Genomic DNA, 18,447 nt, shown 5'->3' with positions numbered 1-18,447 from the left:
TACGGTTTTGCATGGTGTTCTCCCGGTACATCGGACATGGCGTGGTGCCGAACGGCGGTCGTTGCCGCGTTGCCGGCACATGAGAAGGCGGGGCGTGGTGTGTGCGATCCGGTCGACGTCATCGCGGGCGCGGTGCCGGAAGCGGCCGACGCGGCGGCCGGGGCGGGCGTGGCCGCTTGGGCGGCCGAGACGACGGCGGCAAGCAGCCAGCCGAGGAGGAAATGTCGCATGGAGTTGGCATGCGGGCGCGCATCGGCGCGCGGCCCGCCGGGCTGAACGATGGACGGAAGTTAACATGATCGCGAGCGGAACCGAATAGTTCCGTCGACAATCATTCGAATCGGGCATACACGACGCGCTGCGGGCGATTGCGGCGCGTTTGCGCAGTCATGTGTCCGACGTGGACTGTAGGCAGTCAGACAGGTGGGAGCGTTTCAAGTACCGAAATGTAGGGTTTTTGTAATGCCCGCCTGTCGGTAACGGTGAGCGACGTACCCATCGCATCGGAATAATTAATCTGGAATCCTGCTGAATTACGCATGTCCGTCGTGAAAAGCCGGCAGAACGTGCTCTGCGATTTCTTCGATGGCTTCGCGCACGGGCCGGTCAGAGCCCGGATTCAGCGTGACGTGATGCGTGCCCGCCGCACGCATGTCCTGCAGGATGTCGATCAATGCGTGGCGTCCGGTTGCATAGCCGAGCGGCAACGCGGTGGCCGGCGCATCGGGATCCGCGGCGAGGTCGAGCCGCATCGACACGCCGAATGCGCGAAAGGCCGGCGACGCGAGCCGGTCGACCGCCGCGCGCCACATCGAATAGCGTGCGCGCTGCGTGTCCGGATCGCGGTGGTACGTCATCCAGCCGATCGAGTGACGCGCGATCCAGTCGACGCTTTGGCCGCCCGAGCCGACTGCCAGCATCGGCACCGCGTCGGCGCCGCGCGGCAGCAGCGTGAATTCGGGCGCATCGGGCGGCGCTTCGTCGGGGAGGACGCGCGACGGCACGCCGAGCGCGGCCGCGACGACGTCCCAGTGCGCGCGGTAGCGGTCGCGCCGCGTCTCCGCATCGACGCCGAACGCCGCATATTCGGGTGGCCGGTCGCCGGAGCCGAGCCCGAGGATGAAGCGTCCGTCCGACAGCGTCGCGACCGACAGCGCGCCTTTCGCGATATGCAGCGGATGACGCAGCGGCAGCACGATCGCGCCGCTGGCGAGCGCGATCCGGCGCGTGCGTGACGCCAGTGCGCCGAGCAGGACCCACGGGTCGAGGTGGCCGACCGGGTCGGGGTAGTCGGCGCTGTTCAGCGGCACGTCGCGAATCCACAGCGCGCGAAAGCCGAGCGTGTCGGCCAGCGCCGCGAGTTCGAGCTGCTCGTCGAAGTCGGCGACGATATGGCCGGTGCGAAGCAGTGGAAGCGTGAGGCCGATCGACAACCGTCCGTCCGAAAAGACGCGATGCGCGACATCGGGTTGGGCGGGGGCGGGCGTGGTCATGGGGAATCCTTGGCGGCGGGGCAAAGCGAACGCGCGACGTGGCGTGTCCGAATGCTAGCGTGTTTGCACGCCGGCTGCGCGGCACGGGATGCGCAGTGATCGGTCGAGCGTGACCGGTTGGCGTTGAGACCACGAGGGCCATGCGGGCAGCGGGCCGGGCATAATCGGTGCCCTTCCGTCATTGAAAACAACGAATCCGGATGAACGTCCTTCAACACACGATGATCGGTCTGGCGGCGAGCGCGATGCTCTTCGCGGTCGCATCCGATGCGCTCGCGGACGACGCGGAGCGCGCCGCCATCTGCAAGACCGCCGAGGAAACGAGCTACACGGCCGACATCCGCAATTGCCTCCGGCTGAAATACGAAGCGGCCGACCAGCGGTTGAATGCCGTCTACAAGACGAAGATAGCGAGCCTGGATGAGCCGGGCAAGGCGAGGTTGCGCCACGACGAGCGCCGCTGGCTCAAGGCGCGGGATGCCGCCTGCGCCGAATCGCGGCAGCCCGATGCAGGCGGCACGCTCGGGCTCGTGGAGGTCGACAGCTGCTTCGTCGACGAAACCGAGCGTCGCGTGAAGGTGATCGAAGCCTTTCGTTGAGGTGTGTCGAGGTGGCGCGCCGGCCCCGCCGCTAGGCCACCCGCAGCGTCGTGCCGCGCAGCGTGAGGCCAAGGCGCGACGCCACGCGTTGTGACGCGAGGTTGTCGCTGTCGGTGCTGTAGAACAGCGTGCGCGTTTGAAGCGACGGCAGCCGCGACCACGCGGCGGTTACCGTCGCCGCGAGGCCGCGCCCCCGAAACGCGGGGGCCGTCGCGAGACCGAGTTCGGCACCGACGTCGGACAGCCGCGCGGCGAACGCGACCGATGCGACCTCGCCGTCGACGACGGCCGCGCACCACGGCGTCCACAGATCGGCGACGCTCCGAAACCCCATCGAGCACAGGCCTTCGGGCATCCCGTGCGTGGACAGCGCATGCAGCAGATGCCGGCCCGCATCGCTGTCGCCATCGATCAGCGCGACGCGCGCGTCGGTGTCGAAACCGAGTGCGTGCGGCAGCGCGTAGACGAAGCCGATATTCCAGTGCGAAACAGGCGCGAGCAGCGCGAGATAGCGTTCGAGATGCGCGGGGGGCGTGCGATCCGCCAACAGTGGTTCGCTGTCGGCCACGCGCGCGAGTTCGTCCGCGACAGCGGTGGGCACGTCGGCGCGTACGCCCGCCAGGTTGCCGTCCGTGGATCGGCCGAGCCAGAAGCGCGGCCCGGGCGAGCAGTCGGGATCGTTCTCGCGTTCGATCCGGCGATCCGGATGCAGGCGGAACAGCGTGCGGAAGTCGATATCCAGCCAGTCGTGTGTGTCAGGCATGCGTCGGGTAGGAGGCTCCGGTCAGGTGGCGGCGAGCTGCGCGCGGAATGCCAGGGCGGGCCTGCGCATCCATTCGTGCGCGCGCCGCACTGTGGGGCGATTGTAAGCCGATCGACGATCGCGCGCAGATGCAACGCCGTGACGTCGGCACCGGCCGGGCCGGGCCGGCGTGACGGCCGGCCCGGCCGACGGCTGCCGGTCCGGCAGGCGTTTCAGTTTCGAAACGTTCGCGCTGCTTGTCGGTGCGCGATTCGCGTCGCTGGCCCCGTTTCGGCCCGCGCGGCCTTGTGGCATGAAGCATGGTGCGCTCCTTGCATATCTGTGCAGGCCGTGAGCGCGGTCGCGGACGCAGTTGGTCCGGCAATCGCTTCAGTGGGTCGGACGTATCGGAGACGGGGACAAGAGAATGAAAACAGACCGAATCGCAACATGTCATGTTGCAAACATGAATCGCCGACCTGCCGGGTTGTTCGCTTCGCCGTTTTTCGAGGCGACGTGAGCGCGCGGCTTTCCGTTCCATCCGAGCAATCGGGTTCGTTCTGAACGACGACGTGCAGGTGTGACGCACGAGGCCGACTGGTGCCGGTCGGCCGTCGGGGATGAACCGTGAATGCCTGTGGATGGCCCGGCCCGGATCCCGGATCGTCATGCAGCCGCGCGCAACGCGAGTCGTCGCGCGGCGTAGGCGTGCGCGCCGTGCATCGCGTTGGCGCGACGGGTCCGAACCGGATCGCACCGGAAAGCCGGCAATCGATGCATTCGGCATCGCCGAACACAGGGTGTCCAGGGGAAGCGTTCGCCGGCCGTAGCAGGGCGGGCGCCGCGAAATTGTGCTGTCAGTTGATCCACTACCCCGATGGATCAATTGTTGAAGCGCCCATCGCCAAGTGGCGGATGGGCGTCTTTTTTTGTGCGCCGGTTTGCGACGCGAGCCATCGGCCCGATCGCGCGGCGTTCTGTATCATGTGCTGGCGTGCCTGGCCGCCCGTGCGGGCGCACGGCTTGCCGGCGCGCCCGATCACGCTGCCAACATGAACGACAAAGCCCTGCACGACTCTTCAACCGCCGACGTTGACCCGGCCGCGCTCGATGCGCTGCACACGTTCGTCGAGCGTCATCCGCGCCTGCTGGTGTTGACCGGCGCGGGCATCAGCACCGACTCCGGCATTCCGGGCTATCGCGACCGCAATGGCCAATGGATGCGCTCGCCGCCGATCCAGCTCCACGAATTCCTCGGCTCCGATGCCGCGCGGCGGCGCTACTGGGCGCGCAGCATGATCGGCTGGCCCGTCGTCGGCCGCGCGCAGCCGAACGGCTCGCACGTCGCGCTGGCGCGGCTCGGCGGCGCGGGGCGGATCGAGCGTCTCGTCACGCAGAACGTCGACGGCCTGCACCAGCGCGCGGGCAGCGGCGACGTGATCGAGCTGCATGGCGGCATCGACGGCGTCACGTGCCTCGGCTGCGGCGCCCATCATGCGCGCGCGACGATCCAGGTCATGCTCGAGGCCGACAATCCCGAACTGCTGGGCGCGGAAGCCGAGCCGGCTGCGGATGGCGACGCGCACCTCGAATGGGCCGCGCTCGACACGTTCCGCATCCCGGCGTGCCCCGCGTGCGGCGGGCTGCTGAAGCCGGCGGTCGTGTTCTTCGGCGAAAACGTGCCGCGCGAGCGCGTGGCGCTCGCGTCGCAGGCGCTCGACGCGGCCGATGCGCTGCTCGTCGTCGGCTCGTCGCTGATGGTGTATTCCGGCTACCGCTTCTGCGTGTGGGCGCAGGCGCAGAACAAGCCGGTCGCCGCACTCAATCTCGGCCATACGCGTGCCGATCCGATACTGACGCTGAAGGTCGAGGCGCGCTGCGCACCCGCGCTCGACGCGCTGACTGCGCGACTGGGCCTCGCGGGCCACGCACCGGAGCAGGCATCGTGACCGGTCCGACATCTTCGCCCGATCCGTCCGAGCGGCTGTCGGCGCCGGCGGCCGAACGCAATCGCGGGCCGATCCTCGACGTGTTGCGCCGCGTGCTGCCGGCGAGCGGCCGCGTGCTCGAGATCGCGAGCGGCACGGGGCAGCACGCCGTCCACTTCGCGCAGGCGCTGCCGGGCCTGCACTGGCAGCCGAGCGATCCCGATGCGCAGGCGCGGCGCTCGATCGCCGCGTGGGTTGCCCATGCGGGCCTCGCCAACGTTGCCGGGCCGCTGGCGTTCGACGTGCGCGACGCGTCGTGGCCGGTCGACGCGCTCGATGCAATCGTCTGCATCAACATGATTCACATCTCGCCGTGGGCCTGCACCGACGCGCTGTTCGCGGGCGCGTCGCGCCTGCTGCGGCCGGGCGGCGTGCTGTTCCTGTACGGGCCGTACCGCCGCGAGGGCCGGCATACGGCGCCGTCGAACGCAGCGTTCGACCTGCAGTTGCGCAGCCGCGACCCGTCGTGGGGCGTGCGCGATCTCGAGACGGTCGTCGCGCTCGGCCTCGATCGCGGGCTCGACTGCATCGAGGTGGTCGAGATGCCGGCGAACAACCTGAGCGTCGTGTTCCGGCGGCTGCCGCACGCGGAGCAATGACACGGAAGCGCGCATCGCCGCCGGGTTTCCACTATCCTTTCGCCTGTGCGCGCGACCCGGCTCGGGTCGCGCCCCGTTTTTTCCGGAGAATTGACTAATGGGCAAACAAGCAATCGGTGTGATCGGGCTCGCGGTGATGGGCCGCAATCTCGCACTCAATATCGAGAGCCGCGGTTACGCGGTGTCGGTGTACAACCGCAGCCGCGAGAAAACCGACGAACTGATCGCCGAATTCCCCGGCCGCAATCTGGTGCCGACCTATACGCTCGAGGAGTTCGTCGCGTCGCTCGAAACGCCGCGCCGGATCCTGATGATGGTGAAGGCCGGCGAAGCGACCGATGCGACGATCGCATCGCTCAAGCCGCTGCTCGAGAAGGGCGACGTGCTGATCGACGGCGGCAACACGCATTTCACCGACACGATCCGCCGTAACCAGGAGCTCGCGCAATCGGGCCTGCACTTCATCGGCACCGGCGTGTCGGGTGGCGAAGAGGGCGCGCTGCGCGGCCCGTCGATCATGCCCGGCGGCCAGCGTGACGCGTACGACCTCGTCGAGCCGATCCTCAAGCAGATCGCCGCGAAGGCGCCGTCGGACGGCGAGCCGTGCGTCGCGTACATGGGCCCGGACGGTGCGGGCCATTACGTGAAGATGGTCCACAACGGCATCGAGTACGGCGACATGCAGCTGATCGCCGAGAGCTATGCGGTGCTGAAGGACGTCGCGGGCCTGACCAACGACGAGCTCGGCGCGGTGTACACCGAATGGAATCAGGGCGAGCTCGACAGCTACCTGATGGAGATCACGTCGAAGATCTTCGGCAAGAAGGACGAGGAAACCGGCAAGCACCTCGTCGACGTGATCCTCGATCGTGCCGCGCAGAAGGGCACCGGCAAGTGGACGAGCCAGAATGCGCTGGATCTCGGCGTGCCGCTGCCGCTGATCACCGAATCGGTGTTCGCGCGCGTGCTGTCGTCGCTGAAGACCGAGCGTGTCGCGGCCAGCAAGGTCCTGTCGGGCCCGGCCGCCGCGCCGTTCGACGGCGATCGCGCTGCGTTCGTCGAAGCGGTGCGCCGCGCGCTGTACCTGAGCAAGGTGATCTCGTACGCGCAGGGCTTCGCGCAACTGCGCACGGCGTCCGAAGAGTACGGCTGGAACCTCGATCTCGGGACGATCGCGAAGATCTTCCGCGCGGGCTGCATCATCCGCGCGCGCTTCCTGCAGAAGATCACCGACGCGTACGCGAAGGATTCGGCGCTCGCGAACCTGCTGCTCGATCCGTACTTCAAGGACATCGCCGCGAATTACCAGGCGTCGCTGCGCGACGTCGTGGTCGCCGCGGTGAAGGCCGGCGTGCCGGTACCGGCGTTCGCGTCGGCGGTCGCGTACTTCGACAGCTACCGCTCCGAGCGGCTGCCGGCGAACCTCGTGCAGGCGCAGCGAGATTTCTTCGGCGCGCACACGTTCGAGCGTACTGACAAGCCGGGCAGCTTCCACGCGAACTGGTCGTAACCGGCTGGCGGGGACAGCATTGTTGCGAAAATCTATTCTTTGAGTAGGGTTTTTCGATCCCGGATGCCGACATTGTTGGCTCCGGGGAAACAGTGTTTTCGTTGTTTCATGGTTTTCCCTAGGGGACGCCGGGACTAAACTCTGTTCCATCGCTGCAGACATGGTGTGTGCGGCGGAGCAAAAAAATCCCGGAGGTAATCATGAAATCGCTGATCGCAACGTTCGCCGCAGCTGCCGTCCTCGCCGTTCCCGCCGTCTCGTTCGCCCAACAGAATGCACCCGTCACCCGTGCACAGGTGAAGGCCGATCTGGTCGCCGTGCAACAGGCCGGCTACAAGCTGGGCAGCGACCGTACGAACTACCCGGAAGGCATCCAGGCTGCTGAAGCCCGCCTGAACCCGCAACAGAACGTCGCCGCTGCCGACACGACCGGCTACGGCGCCCAACCGGCTGCCGCACAAGAATCCGGTGCGCCGGCCAAGGCCAAGACCGGCTGGCAAGTCAAGCGTATCGCTGACGACGCCCCGATCTACAAGGGTCGTTAATGGTGCGGCCGCATCGGCGGCCTGATCCGACCCTGGAAGGTCAAACAGCCCGTCGTTCCGTCATGCGGAACGACGGGCTGTTTTCATTGGCGGCGCGTGTATCGCGCCAGCGGCCTGTTCAGTGCAGCGGGCGCCGGCCGCGCCCGATATCCCGGAACAGCGCTTCGGCCGGTTCCAGCACCTGCAGCCACGTTTCGTCGTAGCCGCTCAGCGTGTCGAGCGCATCGCGCAGCCGCTCGATCGCGAGGACCGGCAGCTCGACGCTATGGCGCGTGGCGCCCGTCATATGCGCGACGCTCGCCAGCTGGACGAGCGCATCGGCCGCCTCGGCGACATCGGTCGCGAACAGCAGATGCCGGTTGAGCAATTCGACCAGGCCGCTGGAACCGGTGAAATCGTCGGCGTTGAGCTGCACGGAAAGAAACGTCGCGTTGTTCATTGTCATGCTCCTCGTTGTCGTTGGATCGCGCAGTGCATCACCGAGTATAGGTGGCGATCGAAGGGGAGAATGTGACGGGATCGATACGGCGGGCGAGGGCGGCGAGGCAGGCGGCGGATCCGCGACAGGCCCGCCTGGCGGCCCGCGCGGCGCGGCTTGCAGGCCGCCGGCACGCCGGTGCGGCGACGCAAGATTGTTGCCGGAGCGGGCACCTGACGCGGCCCTGACCGCGACAAATGGTATCTTTGCCGATTGGGACGACGCGAAAAAGGGGCCGGTGAGCCCGTTCGCGCCGACGTCCCACTGTGGAAACTGACGGCCGCGACAGCGGTCGGATAATGGTTGGTCCGGCCTTTCGGCCGGACATCGTGCGTCGCGCGCCGGGGGGCGGTGGGCGGCGCAGCGACGCAAATCCGGGAGGACCCTTGAGAGAAACTATTCCCATCCACGATGCGCTGACGCGCTGGCTGCCGCAGGCGGCGCTCGTTGCCGCGGCCATCGCGCTGACGGGCTGCACGATGACGCCGTGGACCGATAGCTGGCAGCCGGCGCGCCAGTCGGCACCGACGTCGGCCGCGACGCCGGGCGTGATCGCCGGCTATTACCGCGTGAACCCGGGCGATACGCTCGCGGGCATCGCGAATGCGTACGGGCAGCGCGTGCAGGACGTGGCCAGCTGGAACCACATGGCGCCGACCGATGCCGTGTATCCCGGCCAGGTGCTGCGCGTCGCGCCGCCGTCTGCCGCGACGTCGCTCGGGCAGCCGCCCGCGGCGGCCGCGCAGCCGGGCTCGCTCGCGTGGCCGGCCACCGGTGTCGTGGCGGCGCCGTTCGCGGCCGGCAAGACGCGCGGCGTCGTGATCGCCGCGTCCGGGCCCGACCATTCGGTGCGGGCCGCGGCGGCCGGGCGCGTGGTTTACGCCGGGTCCGGCGTCAAGGCTTACGGCCCGCTCGTGATCCTGAAGCATGAGAACGGGCTCATCACGGCCTACGGACACAACGGCAAACTGCTCGTCAACGAAGGCGACGCGGTGCGCCAGGGCCAGCCGGTCGCCGAAATGGGCACCGACGCAAGCGGCCGTTCGACGTTCGAGTTCGAAGTCCGCCAGAACGGCAAGGTCGTCGATCCGATGAACTTCCTGCCGCGCAACGGCGGCTGACGATCCGCCTCACCCCGTGTGCGCCGGGCGGCGCACACGTTCCCGCCTTCATCCTTTCCTGAACGTTATCGCGCCGGACGCTCTCGCGTGATTGCCGAGCCAGCGAATGCCCAGTGCGAGCGCCACTGCGCCGATCGCAATCATCGAACACTGGATCGCGACCGGCAGGTAGCCGTGCGGCCGCGGATCGACGAACGGATAGGGGTACCAGTTCTCCAGCGCGCCGCGCACGAGCGTATAGCCGAGATAGACGACCGGAAAGCCGAGCCACGCGACCGCGCTGCGCCACGGGATCGGCAAGCGCGGCTCCACGTACAGCCAGTCGCACAGCATGACGAGCGGCACGATCCGGTGCAGCACCCAGTTGTTGAACGCCGGCGTGACGTGGCGCAGCGCATCGAGCCGGGCGAGCAGGAGTTCGTAGACGATCGCGGTGATCAGGACGTACAGCACCGCGGCGCCGCGCATCGATTCGTAGCGGGCCGAGCCGGGGCGCGCGATGCGCCAGAGCCCGGCGGCGAGCATCACGGCCGCGTAGAGACTGCTCAGTTGCGTGAAGTAGCTGAGGTAGTTGCCGAGATGGAAGCCCGGCAGGTGCCAGTAGTCGGCGACGCTGTGCAGCGTGGTGGATACCGCGAGCAACGCGGCGGTCAGCCGATAGGCCGCAACGAAGAACGCCTTGCTCATGATGCCCGCGTGCCGTCGCACCAAAGCTCCATCGTGCCACAGCCGTCCGGGCGCGCGATGCGGATTTTCCATATGGCGCGCCGCGCGGCGCACGTTGACGATTCGTCGGATATTTGCGCGAGTCGTGCAAAACCGGGCGCACGTGCGGCTACAATCGGGGCAGCTTTGCCGGGCGCAGGCCGGTTGCCGCCTGCACCCATCCCCGCATACAACACGAGACGAAGCATGAGAAACATCCTCGCGAAACAGACGCGCTACAGCTCGCCCGCGATCTTCTTCCACTGGGCCGTCTTCCTGCTGGTGGCGCTGGCCTACCTGGCCATCGAGATCCGCGGGCCGAAAGGCAGCGACAGCCGGGTGTTCTGGATGAACGTGCATCTCACCGCGGGCACGCTCGTGCTCGTGCTGTCGGTGTTGCGCGTGCTGTGGCGAGCCGTCAGCCGCGTGCCGGAGGCCATTCCGCAAGCGGCGCTGCTGCGCTGGCTGTCGAAGCTTGCACATGTCGCGCTCTACGTATTCATCATCGCGCAGCCGCTGCTCGGCATCATGATGATCAACCTGGGCGGCAAGCCGGTGTCGCTCGACTGGCTCGGCCTGTCGTTCACGCTGTTCGGCCCCGACAAGGCGCTGCGGCCGACGATCAAGGAAGCGCACGAGCTGATCGGCAACGCGTTCTACTTCGTGATCGGCCTGCACGCGCTCGCCGCGCTCTATCATCATTTCATCCGGCGCGACGACGTGCTGCGGCGCATGGCGCCCTGAACGACACGCTCCGGAAGCATGCAGCAGGCGGGGGTGCATGGTTGTGTTGACAACCATGCGCCCCCGGTTCGTTTACCGTCATCCGCGCTGGTCATCACGTTAAACATTCTGTAACATCTCGGCTGTTTTTACATTCCGCTTACTCGTTGCCGAGCATGCTGCCCCGACATCGTCACCTGACCGCCTGGCTTGGCGTGCTCGCGATCTGGTTCGCGATCGCGGCGCCGCTGGTGTCGCAGTGGCGCGTCGCGCAGGCGGCCACGCCTGACGCGATCGTCTGCAGTACAGAGCATGGCGCGCATCAGTCATCCGATGCGGGCCGCATGCACGATCATGCGTTGCATCTCGATGCGTGCGGCTACTGCGGCTTCTTCGCGCACAGCCCCGCGATCGGCGGGCCTGCCGCTGCGGCACTCGCTTCCGTTCCCGCCGTTTCCGTTTCCGCCGTCGCGCCGCCTGCCATCGCGGCGCACGCCGACCGCTATCCGCGCGCGTATCCACGCGCACCGCCCGAGCGCGCCTGACGCGCTGTTTCCGTTCTTTTCACCGCCGATATCCGTGCGGCCCGTCGAGGCCGCGTGGAGGGCGTCACTCGGGCTTTCGATCATGACCATTTTCCAGTTGCGTGCGCCGCGGGCGTCACGCAATGCCTGTGCGCGGCGCATGCCGCGCGTGCTGAAACTCACCGTTCCCGCGCTGGCTGTCGGCGCATTGGCCGCGAGCGCCGCGGCCGCCGAAACGGCGCGCGCACCCGGCGCGCCGACCGACGATACGGCCGCGCCGCTGCCGGCCATCGAAGTCGTCGCATCGCCGCTGAGGACGCCGCTCGTCGTCGTCACGGATCCGAAGACCCCACGCCAGCCGCTGCCCGCCAGCGACGGCGCGGATTACCTGAAAACGATCCCCGGTTTCACGTCGATCCGCAGCGGCGGCACCAACGGCGACCTCGTGCTGCGCGGGATGTTCGGCTCGCGGCTGAACATCCTGGCGAACGGGATGTCGACGCTTGGCGCATGTCCAGGCCGGATGGATGCGCCGACGTCGTATATCGCACCGGAAAGCTATGACAAGGTCACGGTCGTGAAGGGGCCGCAGACCGTGCTGTACGGTCCCGGCGCGTCGGCCGGCACCGTGATGTTCGAGCGCGTGACGCCGCGCTTCGACAAGCCCGGCATGCGCTTCGACGGCAGCCTGGTCGGCGGGTCGTTCGGCCGCAACGACCAGAACATCGACGTGACGGCCGGCACGCCGGACGTCTATGGCCGGGTGACCGCGAACCACGCGCATTCGCAGGACTACAAGGACGGTAACGGCAACACCGTGCCGTCGCAGTGGGACAAGTGGAACGCCGATGCGGCGCTGGGCTGGACGCCGGACGACCATACGCGCGTCGAGCTGACCGCCGGCACCGGCGACGGCTATGCGCGCTACGCGGGGCGCGGGATGGACGGCGCGCATTTCCGCCGCGAGACGTTCGGGCTGTCGTTCGACAAGAAGCATCTCGGCGACGTGCTCGACCGGATCGAGGCGCGCGTGTACTACAACGAAGCCGATCACGTGATGGACAACTACACGTTGCGGCAACCGGACCCGACCAGCAGCATGCCGATGCGGATGGCGTCGGAAGTGCGGCGTCGCACGTTCGGCGCGCGCGCGGCCGCGACGTTCCGTTTCGCCGACGACTTCAAGCTCGTGACGGGCGTCGATGCGCAGTCGAACCGGCTCGACTCGCGCTCGGCGATGGGGCGGCAGAACTATGGCGACAAGTCGTGGGATGCGCAGGCGACGATGTGGAACGCGGGCGTGTTCGGCGAACTGACGTGGTACGCGAGCGACGTGTCGCGCGTGATCGGCGGCGCGCGCGTCGACTATGCGAGCGCACGCGACAAGCGCGCGACGACGAGCGGCATGATGATGAGCAAGCCGAACCCGACCTTCGACGACGATCGCTCGCGCGTGCTGCCGAGCGGCTTCGTGCGCTACGAGCGCGATCTCGCGTCGCTGCCCGTCACGTGGTACGCCGGGATCGGCCATACGGAGCGCTATCCCGACTACTGGGAGCTGTTCTCCGCGAAGCGCGGGCCGGCCGGTTCGATCAACGCGTTTTCGGCGGTGCAGCCGGAGAAGACCACGCAGTTCGACATCGGGGCGCAATACAAGAGCGACCGGCTCGATGCATGGGTGTCGGCCTACGCCGGCTACGTGCAGGACTTCATCCTGTTCAACTACGCGGCCGGCATGATGGGCCCGACCACGCAGGCGACCAACGTCAATGCGCAGATCATGGGCGGCGAAGCAGGCGTGTCGTGGAAACCGGTTGCGCCGTTGCGCGTCGACACGTCGCTCGCGTATGCGTGGGGGCGTAACGTGGCAACGGGCGATCCGATGCCGCAGATGCCGCCGCTCGAGGCGCGCATCGGGCTCGAATACACGCGCGGCGCGTGGTCGGCGGGTGGCTTGTGGCGCATCGTTGCGCCGCAGCATCGCTATGCACTGAATGAGGGCAACGTGGTCGGCAAGGACTTCGGCCCGAGCGCCGGATTCGGTGTGCTCTCGCTGCATACGCAGTACAACGTCAGCAAGACCGTGCAGATCTCGGTCGGCATCGACAACGTGCTGAACAAGGCCTACACCGAGCATCTGAACCTCGCCGGCAACGCGGGCTTCGGCTATCCGGCGAACGCGCCGGTGATGGAGCCGGGCCGGACCGCATGGCTGCGCGTCAGCGCGAAGCTGTGACGCATTGCGCGTGTGCGCCGCAGCATGCGCGCGCAGGAACGCGGCCCCGCCTGAACGGGCGGGGCGCGTCAACCGATTAGAGAACCGTATCTAGTCGGGGCGCAAACGTTCGCGACTCGTGATTCACTCCCGCATTCGACGCACACGGTACGCGCGACGTTTGCGACGCATCGTGCGCGTCGATCCGGCTTCATTCGCACCGGCAGCACAATAATCAGGAGAACATGCATGGCCAGAACGATGCGTTCCAGGGTGGTGGCAGGGGCAGTGGCATGCGCGATGAGCATCGCGCCGTTCGCGGGGACGACGGCAGTGATGACGCTCGCGACGACGCACGCGGCGATGGCGGCGACCGCGCCCGCCGACGGCTACGCGGCGACGCGTTATCCGATCATTCTCGTGCACGGGCTTTCGGGTACCGACAAGTACGCCGGCGTGCTCGAGTATTGGTACGGCATTCAGGAAGACCTGCAACAGAACGGTGCGACCGTCTACGTCGCGAACCTGTCGGGTTTCCAGAGCGACGACGGCCCGAACGGGCGCGGCGAACAGTTGCTCGCTTACGTGAAGACGGTGCTCGCCGCGACGGGTGCGACCAAGGTCAATCTCGTCGGCCACAGCCAGGGCGGCCTCACGTCGCGCTATGTCGCGGCCGTCGCCCCCGATCTCGTCGCGTCGGTGACGACGATCGGCACGCCGCATCGCGGCTCCGAGTTCGCGGACTTCGTGCAGAACGTGCTCGCGTACGATCCGACCGGGCTGTCGTCATCGGTGATCGCGGCGTTCGTCAATGTGTTCGGGATCCTGACGAGCAGCAGCCACAACACGAACCAGGACGCGCTCGCCGCCCTGCAGACGCTGACGACCGCACGCGCGGCCACGTACAACCAGAACTATCCGAGTGCGGGCCTGGGGGCGCCGGGCAGTTGCCAGACCGGCGCACCGACGGAAACCGTCGGCGGCAACACGCACCTGCTGTATTCGTGGGCCGGCACGGCGATCCAGCCGACGCTCTCCGTGTTCGGCGTCACGGGTGCCGCGGACACGAGCACCGTCCCGCTCGTCGATCCGGCGAACGCGCTCGATCCGTCGACGCTCGCGCTGTTCGGCACGGGCACGGTGATGATCAACCGCGGCTCCGGGCAGAACGACGGGCTCGTGTCGAAGTGCAGTGCGCTGTACGGCAAGGTGCTGAGCACGAGCTACAAGTGGAACCACCTCGACGAGATCAACCAGCTGCTCGGCGTGCGCGGCGCGTATGCGGAAGATCCGGTCGCGGTGATCCGCACGCATGCGAACCGGCTGAAGCTGGCGGGCGTGTAATCGATGACGGTACGTGAAGGACGCGCGCCGCTGGCGCGGCGCGCCATGATCTATGGTGTCGTGGGGCTGGCGGCGATTGCCGGCGTCGCGATGTGGAGCGGCGCGGGCTGGCACCGCGGAGCGGGCACGGCCGGCGAATCGCCGGATGCGCAGGCGGCAGGCGGATTGACCGCCGCACCGCCGCAGGCCGCCGTGCCGACAAGCGCGGGCCTGCCGCCGTCACTCGCCGGCTCCAGCGCGCCCCGGTTGCCGCTCGATGCCGGCGGCCATCTCGCGAAGTCGCGTGCGGTGCGCGATTTCTTCGACTACTGCCTGACCGCGCAGAGCGACCTGAGCGCGGCCGCGCTCGATGCGTTCGTCGCGCGCGAGATTGCCGCGCAGCTCGACGGCACCGCTGCGCAGGCCGAGGCGCTCGACGTGTGGCACCGGTATCGCGCGTATCTCGACGCACTCGCGAAACTGCGCGATGCCGGCGCTGTCGAGAAGTCCGACCTGGGGGCGCTGCAGCTCGCGCTCGACCAGCGCGCGTCGATTGCGTATCGCACGCTCGGCGACTGGAGCCAGCCGTTCTTCGGCGCGGAGCAGTGGCGGCAGCGCTACGACCTCGCGCGGTTGAAGATCGCACAGGATCCCACGCTGACGGAGGCGCAGAAGGCCGAACGACTTGCTGCGCTCGAACAGCAGATGCCGGCCGACGAACGCGCTGCGCAACACCGCATCGACCAGCAGCGCGCGGCGATCGACCAGATCGCGCAATTGCAGAAGAGCGGGGCGACGCCCGATGCGATGCGCGCGCAACTGACGCAGACGCTCGGCCCCGAAGCGGCCGCGCGCGTCGCGCAGATGCAGCAGGACGACGCATCGTGGCAGAGCCGCTACGCGGACTATGCGGCGCAGCGTGCGCAGATCGAGTCGGCGGGCCTGTCGCCGCAGGATCGCGACGCGCAGATCGCTGCACTGCGGCAGCGCGTGTTCACGAAGCCCGGCGAAGCGGTGCGTGCGGCCTCGCTCGATCGCGGGGCGGGCAGCGCGCGGTAATGCGGGTAAGCGCGGTAACGCGGGCGGCGCGGCGCAGGATCGCCGCTATGCCGCGCGCGTGAGGTCCCGCGGCAGGTGTTGCTCGAGGGTATTCGCGAGCGTGTCGAATGCGGGCCCGATGCCTTCGTGCGCAACGCACGCATAGCCGAGCAGCAGGCCGCGCCGCGCGGTGTCGAGGCTGCTGTAGTAGCTGGTGAGCGGGCGCACGATCACGCCCGCATCGAACGCGCTCTGCGTGACCGCGCGATCGTCGCAGGCGTCGGGCAGGCCGAGCACGAGATGCAGGCCGGCCTCGTCGCCCATCACGGGCAGCGCGTCGCCGAAGCGCGCACGGATTGCGTCGATCATCAGTTGCCGGCGTTCGCCGTACAGCGTGCGCATCCGTCTGACGTGGGAAGTCAGGTGGCCGTCCATGATGAATTCGGCGAGCACGGCCTGCTGCATCAGCTGGCCTTCGCGATACAGCTCCGACAGCCCCGTGCGGAACGTGTCGACCAGATGCTCGGGCACGACCATGTAGCCCATTCGCAGCCCCGGGAACAGCATCTTGCCGAGGCTGCCGACGTAGATCACGCGGCCGCCGTCGTCGAGCCCTTGCAGCGACGCGAGCGGGCGACTGCCGTAGCGGAACTCGCTGTCGTAGTCGTCCTCGATGATCCAGCAGCGGTGCTGGCGCGCGTATTCGAGCAGCATCCGGCGTCGCGCAAGGCTCATCACCATCCCGAGCGGGTACTGATGCGACGGCGTGACCAGCACGAGCCGCGGCGGATGCTGCATGTCGCGCGCGCGCGGGTCGAGCCCTTCCTGGTCGACCGGCACCGGCGTCAGGGTGAGGCCGGCTGCCTGCAGCACGCTGCGCACGCCCCAGTAGCACGGCTCCTCGACCCATGCGCGATCGCCGATGTCGGACAGCAGCCGCACCGCGAGATCGATCGACTGGTGGATGCCCGTCGTGATGATCACCTGGTCCGGCGAGCATTTGACCGAGCGCGCGACGCGCAGGTAATCGGCGAGCGCGCGCCGCAACGGCCGGTAGCCGCCGCCCGGCGCATAGGTCAGCAGCTCTGGGTTCGCTTCCTTCCACAGCCGCGCCTGCAGGCGGCTCCATGTCCGGCTCGGGAATTCCGACACGTCCGGCACGCCCGGCATGAACGCGCCCCATTGGCGTCGCGACACCCCCGCGTGCTCGATCAGTTGCCGGCCGCGCGCCGACAGGCTGCCCTGCGCGTCGGGCTGCGGCGGTTCGTCGGCTGCCGACGGCGGCGGTGCGGCGCCCGGCACGTGGATCGCGGCGGCGTCCGGTCGCGTGTCGGCCACATAGGTGCCGCTGCCGGTCGTCGTCAGCACGTAGCCTTCGGCCGTCAGCTGGTCGTACACGTGCAGCACGGTATTGCGCGCGATCGACAGGTCGGCCGCGAGCGTGCGCGAACTCGGCAGTTTGGTGCCTGGCCCCAATTCACCGGTCAGGATGGCCTGCTGCATCAACTGCAGCAACTGGCGGTACATCGGCTCGGGCGAACTACGGTCGAGGCGGGCGGAGAGCCAGTCGGCGACGATCACTGTGTCCAAAGTGGTCCCACGCGGAATATTGAAATGGTTCCCTATTGTAGAACCGTGAGCGCCGTATAGTGGTTCGCATCTCAAAATCAATTGTCGCGAAGCAAGGGGACAGCCACGATGAAGTCCGATGATGTGATCGTCAGCTTTCGCGGCGTGCGGAAGACCTACGACGGCGAGACGCTGGTCGTCAAATCGCTCGACCTCGATATCCACCGCGGGGAATTCCTGACGCTGCTCGGGCCGTCGGGCTCGGGCAAGACGACCTGCCTGATGATGCTCGCCGGCTTCGAATTTCCGACCGGCGGCGAGATCCGTCTCGACGGCGAGCTGCTGAACAACGTGCCGCCGCACAAGCGCAACATCGGCATGGTGTTCCAGAACTACGCGCTGTTTCCACACCTGACGGTCGAGCAGAACGTCGCGTATCCGCTGACCGTGCGCAAGCTGCCGGCGGCCGAGCGCGCGGAACGCGTCGCGCATGCGCTGAAGATGGTGCAGATGGAGCGCTTCGCGAAACGCTACCCGGCGCAGCTGTCGGGCGGCCAGCAGCAGCGCATCGCGCTGGCGCGTGCGCTCGTGTTCGAACCGAAGCTGGTGCTGATGGACGAGCCGCTCGGCGCGCTCGACAAGCAGCTGCGCGAACACATGCAGTACGAACTGAAGGCGCTGCACGAAAAGCTCGGCGTGACCTTCGTGTACGTGACGCATGACCAGGGCGAGGCGCTGACGATGTCCGATCGGGTCGCCGTGTTCGACAAGGGCATCGTGCAGCAGCTCGACACCGTCGACCGCCTGTACGAATCGCCGTGCAACGAATTCGTCGCGAACTTCATCGGCGACAGCAACCGGCTGCGCGGCACCATCGCGCGCGTCGACGGCGAATTCTGCGAATTCCGGCTCGACGACGGCACGAAGCTCGTCGGCCGCCGCATCGGCGACGCGGCCGAGGGCGCGCCGGCCGTCGCGTGCATCCGGCCCGAACGCATGAGCCTCGCCGCGCACGGCGCGAACGGGCAGGCGAACGGCTCGGCCGCCAACCGGCTGAGCGGCGAGGCGCGCAGCCTCATCTATTTCGGCGATCACGTGCGCATGCGCTGCGCGCTGCCGGGCCAGGACGAATGCTTCGTGAAGGTGCCGCTCGGCACCGGCGCGCTCGACGCGTTCTCGCCCGGCGTACCGGTCGCGCTCGCGTTCGCACCCGAACACCTGCGCGTGTTCGCGTGAGCACGGTCTCCCCGATTTTCCGTAGCACGTCGTCAACAA

The 18,447-nt window shown here is 67.9% G+C and carries 18 protein-coding genes; 12 read left to right on the top strand and 6 right to left on the bottom strand.

Features of this window, described 5'->3' with window-relative positions; all coding sequences use genetic code 11:
* Window positions 1–230 (bottom strand): hypothetical protein (locus G3N61_RS39570; RefSeq protein WP_241017767.1); only part of this gene is annotated, 230 nt, incomplete at its 3' end.
* Window positions 231–533: 303 nt separating this feature from the next.
* The gene (locus G3N61_RS15810) at window positions 534–1,493 is read right to left on the bottom strand and encodes an LLM class oxidoreductase (RefSeq protein ID WP_205822967.1); all 960 of its coding nucleotides are present in this window, start codon (window positions 1,491–1,493) and stop codon (window positions 534–536) included.
* 200 nt (window positions 1,494–1,693) lie between these two features.
* On the opposite strand from G3N61_RS15810, the gene G3N61_RS15805 reads away from it, so the two are divergent.
* A complete protein-coding gene (locus G3N61_RS15805; protein WP_205822966.1) occupies window positions 1,694–2,092 on the top strand; it encodes a lysozyme inhibitor LprI family protein in 399 nt (132 codons plus the stop codon).
* 31 nt (window positions 2,093–2,123) lie between these two features.
* On the opposite strand, the gene G3N61_RS15800 is transcribed toward G3N61_RS15805, so the two are convergent.
* Entirely contained in the window at window positions 2,124–2,855 is a 732-nt protein-coding gene (locus tag G3N61_RS15800) for a GNAT family N-acetyltransferase (protein WP_205822965.1), read from the bottom strand.
* 1,031 nt (window positions 2,856–3,886) lie between these two features.
* Between G3N61_RS15800 and G3N61_RS15795 the strand changes: the two genes are divergently transcribed.
* The 4 genes from G3N61_RS15795 to G3N61_RS15780 all read left to right on the top strand — a co-directional run bounded on the left by G3N61_RS15795 (window position 3,887) and on the right by G3N61_RS15780 (window position 7,476).
* Window positions 3,887–4,783, top strand: a complete 897-nt coding sequence (locus G3N61_RS15795; RefSeq protein WP_043177732.1) for an NAD-dependent protein deacetylase — start codon at window positions 3,887–3,889, stop codon at window positions 4,781–4,783.
* Window positions 4,780–5,421, top strand: coding sequence for a DUF938 domain-containing protein (locus G3N61_RS15790; protein ID WP_089453396.1), 642 nt, complete (start codon window positions 4,780–4,782; stop codon window positions 5,419–5,421). Before G3N61_RS15795 ends, G3N61_RS15790 begins: the two co-directional genes overlap by 4 nt.
* Window positions 5,422–5,518: 97 nt before the next feature.
* The gene (gndA, locus tag G3N61_RS15785) at window positions 5,519–6,931 is read left to right on the top strand and encodes an NADP-dependent phosphogluconate dehydrogenase (protein WP_043177729.1); all 1,413 of its coding nucleotides are present in this window, start codon (window positions 5,519–5,521) and stop codon (window positions 6,929–6,931) included.
* A 200-nt stretch (window positions 6,932–7,131) separates the two neighbouring features.
* Window positions 7,132–7,476, top strand: a complete 345-nt coding sequence (locus tag G3N61_RS15780) for a DUF4148 domain-containing protein (RefSeq protein WP_043177725.1) — start codon at window positions 7,132–7,134, stop codon at window positions 7,474–7,476.
* A gap of 118 nt (window positions 7,477–7,594) precedes the next feature.
* Here G3N61_RS15780 and G3N61_RS15775 read toward each other — a convergent pair whose 3' ends face one another.
* Window positions 7,595–7,915, bottom strand: coding sequence for a hypothetical protein (locus G3N61_RS15775; protein WP_043177723.1), 321 nt, complete (start codon window positions 7,913–7,915; stop codon window positions 7,595–7,597).
* 425 nt (window positions 7,916–8,340) lie between these two features.
* Here G3N61_RS15775 and G3N61_RS15770 point away from each other — a divergent pair, with 425 nt between their 5' ends.
* Window positions 8,341–9,075: a peptidoglycan DD-metalloendopeptidase family protein gene (locus tag G3N61_RS15770; RefSeq protein ID WP_043177721.1), complete on the top strand. Its 735-nt coding sequence runs from the start codon at window positions 8,341–8,343 to the stop codon at window positions 9,073–9,075.
* A gap of 48 nt (window positions 9,076–9,123) precedes the next feature.
* Here G3N61_RS15770 and G3N61_RS15765 read toward each other — a convergent pair whose 3' ends face one another.
* Complete coding sequence (locus G3N61_RS15765) at window positions 9,124–9,762, bottom strand: Pr6Pr family membrane protein (RefSeq protein WP_043179140.1); 639 nt, start codon at window positions 9,760–9,762, stop codon at window positions 9,124–9,126.
* 225 nt (window positions 9,763–9,987) lie between these two features.
* Between G3N61_RS15765 and G3N61_RS15760 the strand changes: the two genes are divergently transcribed.
* The 5 genes from G3N61_RS15760 (at window position 9,988) to G3N61_RS15740 (ending at window position 15,624) form a co-directional block, all read left to right on the top strand.
* Window positions 9,988–10,524 (top strand): cytochrome b, encoded by a 537-nt coding sequence (locus G3N61_RS15760; RefSeq protein WP_089453395.1) that lies wholly within the window; start codon window positions 9,988–9,990, stop codon window positions 10,522–10,524.
* A gap of 155 nt (window positions 10,525–10,679) precedes the next feature.
* Entirely contained in the window at window positions 10,680–11,048 is a 369-nt protein-coding gene (locus G3N61_RS15755) for a DUF2946 domain-containing protein (RefSeq protein ID WP_043177717.1), read from the top strand.
* An 82-nt stretch (window positions 11,049–11,130) separates the two neighbouring features.
* On the top strand, window positions 11,131–13,263 hold the full coding sequence (locus G3N61_RS15750; protein ID WP_205822963.1) for a TonB-dependent copper receptor: 2,133 nt from the start codon (window positions 11,131–11,133) through the stop codon (window positions 13,261–13,263).
* Window positions 13,264–13,491: 228 nt separating this feature from the next.
* Window positions 13,492–14,586 carry a triacylglycerol lipase gene (locus G3N61_RS15745; protein ID WP_089453393.1) on the top strand — a complete coding sequence of 365 codons (1,095 nt, stop codon included), beginning with the start codon at window positions 13,492–13,494 and terminating at the stop codon, window positions 14,584–14,586.
* A 3-nt stretch (window positions 14,587–14,589) separates the two neighbouring features.
* Window positions 14,590–15,624, top strand: a complete 1,035-nt coding sequence (locus G3N61_RS15740; RefSeq protein WP_205822962.1) for a lipase secretion chaperone — start codon at window positions 14,590–14,592, stop codon at window positions 15,622–15,624.
* Window positions 15,625–15,669: 45 nt separating this feature from the next.
* Here G3N61_RS15740 and G3N61_RS15735 read toward each other — a convergent pair whose 3' ends face one another.
* Window positions 15,670–17,193, bottom strand: a complete 1,524-nt coding sequence (locus tag G3N61_RS15735; RefSeq protein ID WP_205822960.1) for a PLP-dependent aminotransferase family protein — start codon at window positions 17,191–17,193, stop codon at window positions 15,670–15,672.
* Between the two features lie 108 nt (window positions 17,194–17,301).
* Between G3N61_RS15735 and G3N61_RS15730 the strand changes: the two genes are divergently transcribed.
* Entirely contained in the window at window positions 17,302–18,408 is a 1,107-nt protein-coding gene (locus G3N61_RS15730) for an ABC transporter ATP-binding protein (RefSeq protein WP_043177706.1), read from the top strand.
* Window positions 18,409–18,447: the final 39 nt, after the last annotated feature.

The organism is Burkholderia sp. Ac-20349 (assembly GCF_017104865.1).
In the GTDB taxonomy this organism is placed as follows: Bacteria; Pseudomonadota; Gammaproteobacteria; order Burkholderiales; family Burkholderiaceae; genus Burkholderia; species Burkholderia aenigmatica.
The sequence above is the reverse complement of the archived record's forward strand: the minus strand, read 5'-3'. Positions and strand labels throughout refer to the sequence as shown.

What these genes read in the sequence shown, in the direction of transcription:
- G3N61_RS15775 (WP_043177723.1), bottom strand. Translation starts at nt 7,915, where the DNA reads ATGAACAACGCGACGTTTCTTTCCGTGCAGCTCAACGCCGACGATTTC.
- G3N61_RS15780 (WP_043177725.1), top strand. Translation starts at nt 7,132, where the DNA reads ATGAAATCGCTGATCGCAACGTTCGCCGCAGCTGCCGTCCTCGCCGTT.
- G3N61_RS15750 (WP_205822963.1), top strand. Translation starts at nt 11,131, where the DNA reads ATGACCATTTTCCAGTTGCGTGCGCCGCGGGCGTCACGCAATGCCTGT.
- G3N61_RS15805 (WP_205822966.1), top strand. Translation starts at nt 1,694, where the DNA reads ATGAACGTCCTTCAACACACGATGATCGGTCTGGCGGCGAGCGCGATG.
- G3N61_RS15765 (WP_043179140.1), bottom strand. Translation starts at nt 9,762, where the DNA reads ATGAGCAAGGCGTTCTTCGTTGCGGCCTATCGGCTGACCGCCGCGTTG.
- G3N61_RS15800 (WP_205822965.1), bottom strand. Translation starts at nt 2,855, where the DNA reads ATGCCTGACACACACGACTGGCTGGATATCGACTTCCGCACGCTGTTC.
- G3N61_RS15740 (WP_205822962.1), top strand. Translation starts at nt 14,590, where the DNA reads ATGACGGTACGTGAAGGACGCGCGCCGCTGGCGCGGCGCGCCATGATC.
- gndA (WP_043177729.1), top strand. Translation starts at nt 5,519, where the DNA reads ATGGGCAAACAAGCAATCGGTGTGATCGGGCTCGCGGTGATGGGCCGC.
- G3N61_RS15730 (WP_043177706.1), top strand. Translation starts at nt 17,302, where the DNA reads ATGAAGTCCGATGATGTGATCGTCAGCTTTCGCGGCGTGCGGAAGACC.
- G3N61_RS15810 (WP_205822967.1), bottom strand. Translation starts at nt 1,493, where the DNA reads ATGACCACGCCCGCCCCCGCCCAACCCGATGTCGCGCATCGCGTCTTT.
- G3N61_RS15760 (WP_089453395.1), top strand. Translation starts at nt 9,988, where the DNA reads ATGAGAAACATCCTCGCGAAACAGACGCGCTACAGCTCGCCCGCGATC.
- G3N61_RS15745 (WP_089453393.1), top strand. Translation starts at nt 13,492, where the DNA reads ATGGCCAGAACGATGCGTTCCAGGGTGGTGGCAGGGGCAGTGGCATGC.
- G3N61_RS15795 (WP_043177732.1), top strand. Translation starts at nt 3,887, where the DNA reads ATGAACGACAAAGCCCTGCACGACTCTTCAACCGCCGACGTTGACCCG.
- G3N61_RS15755 (WP_043177717.1), top strand. Translation starts at nt 10,680, where the DNA reads ATGCTGCCCCGACATCGTCACCTGACCGCCTGGCTTGGCGTGCTCGCG.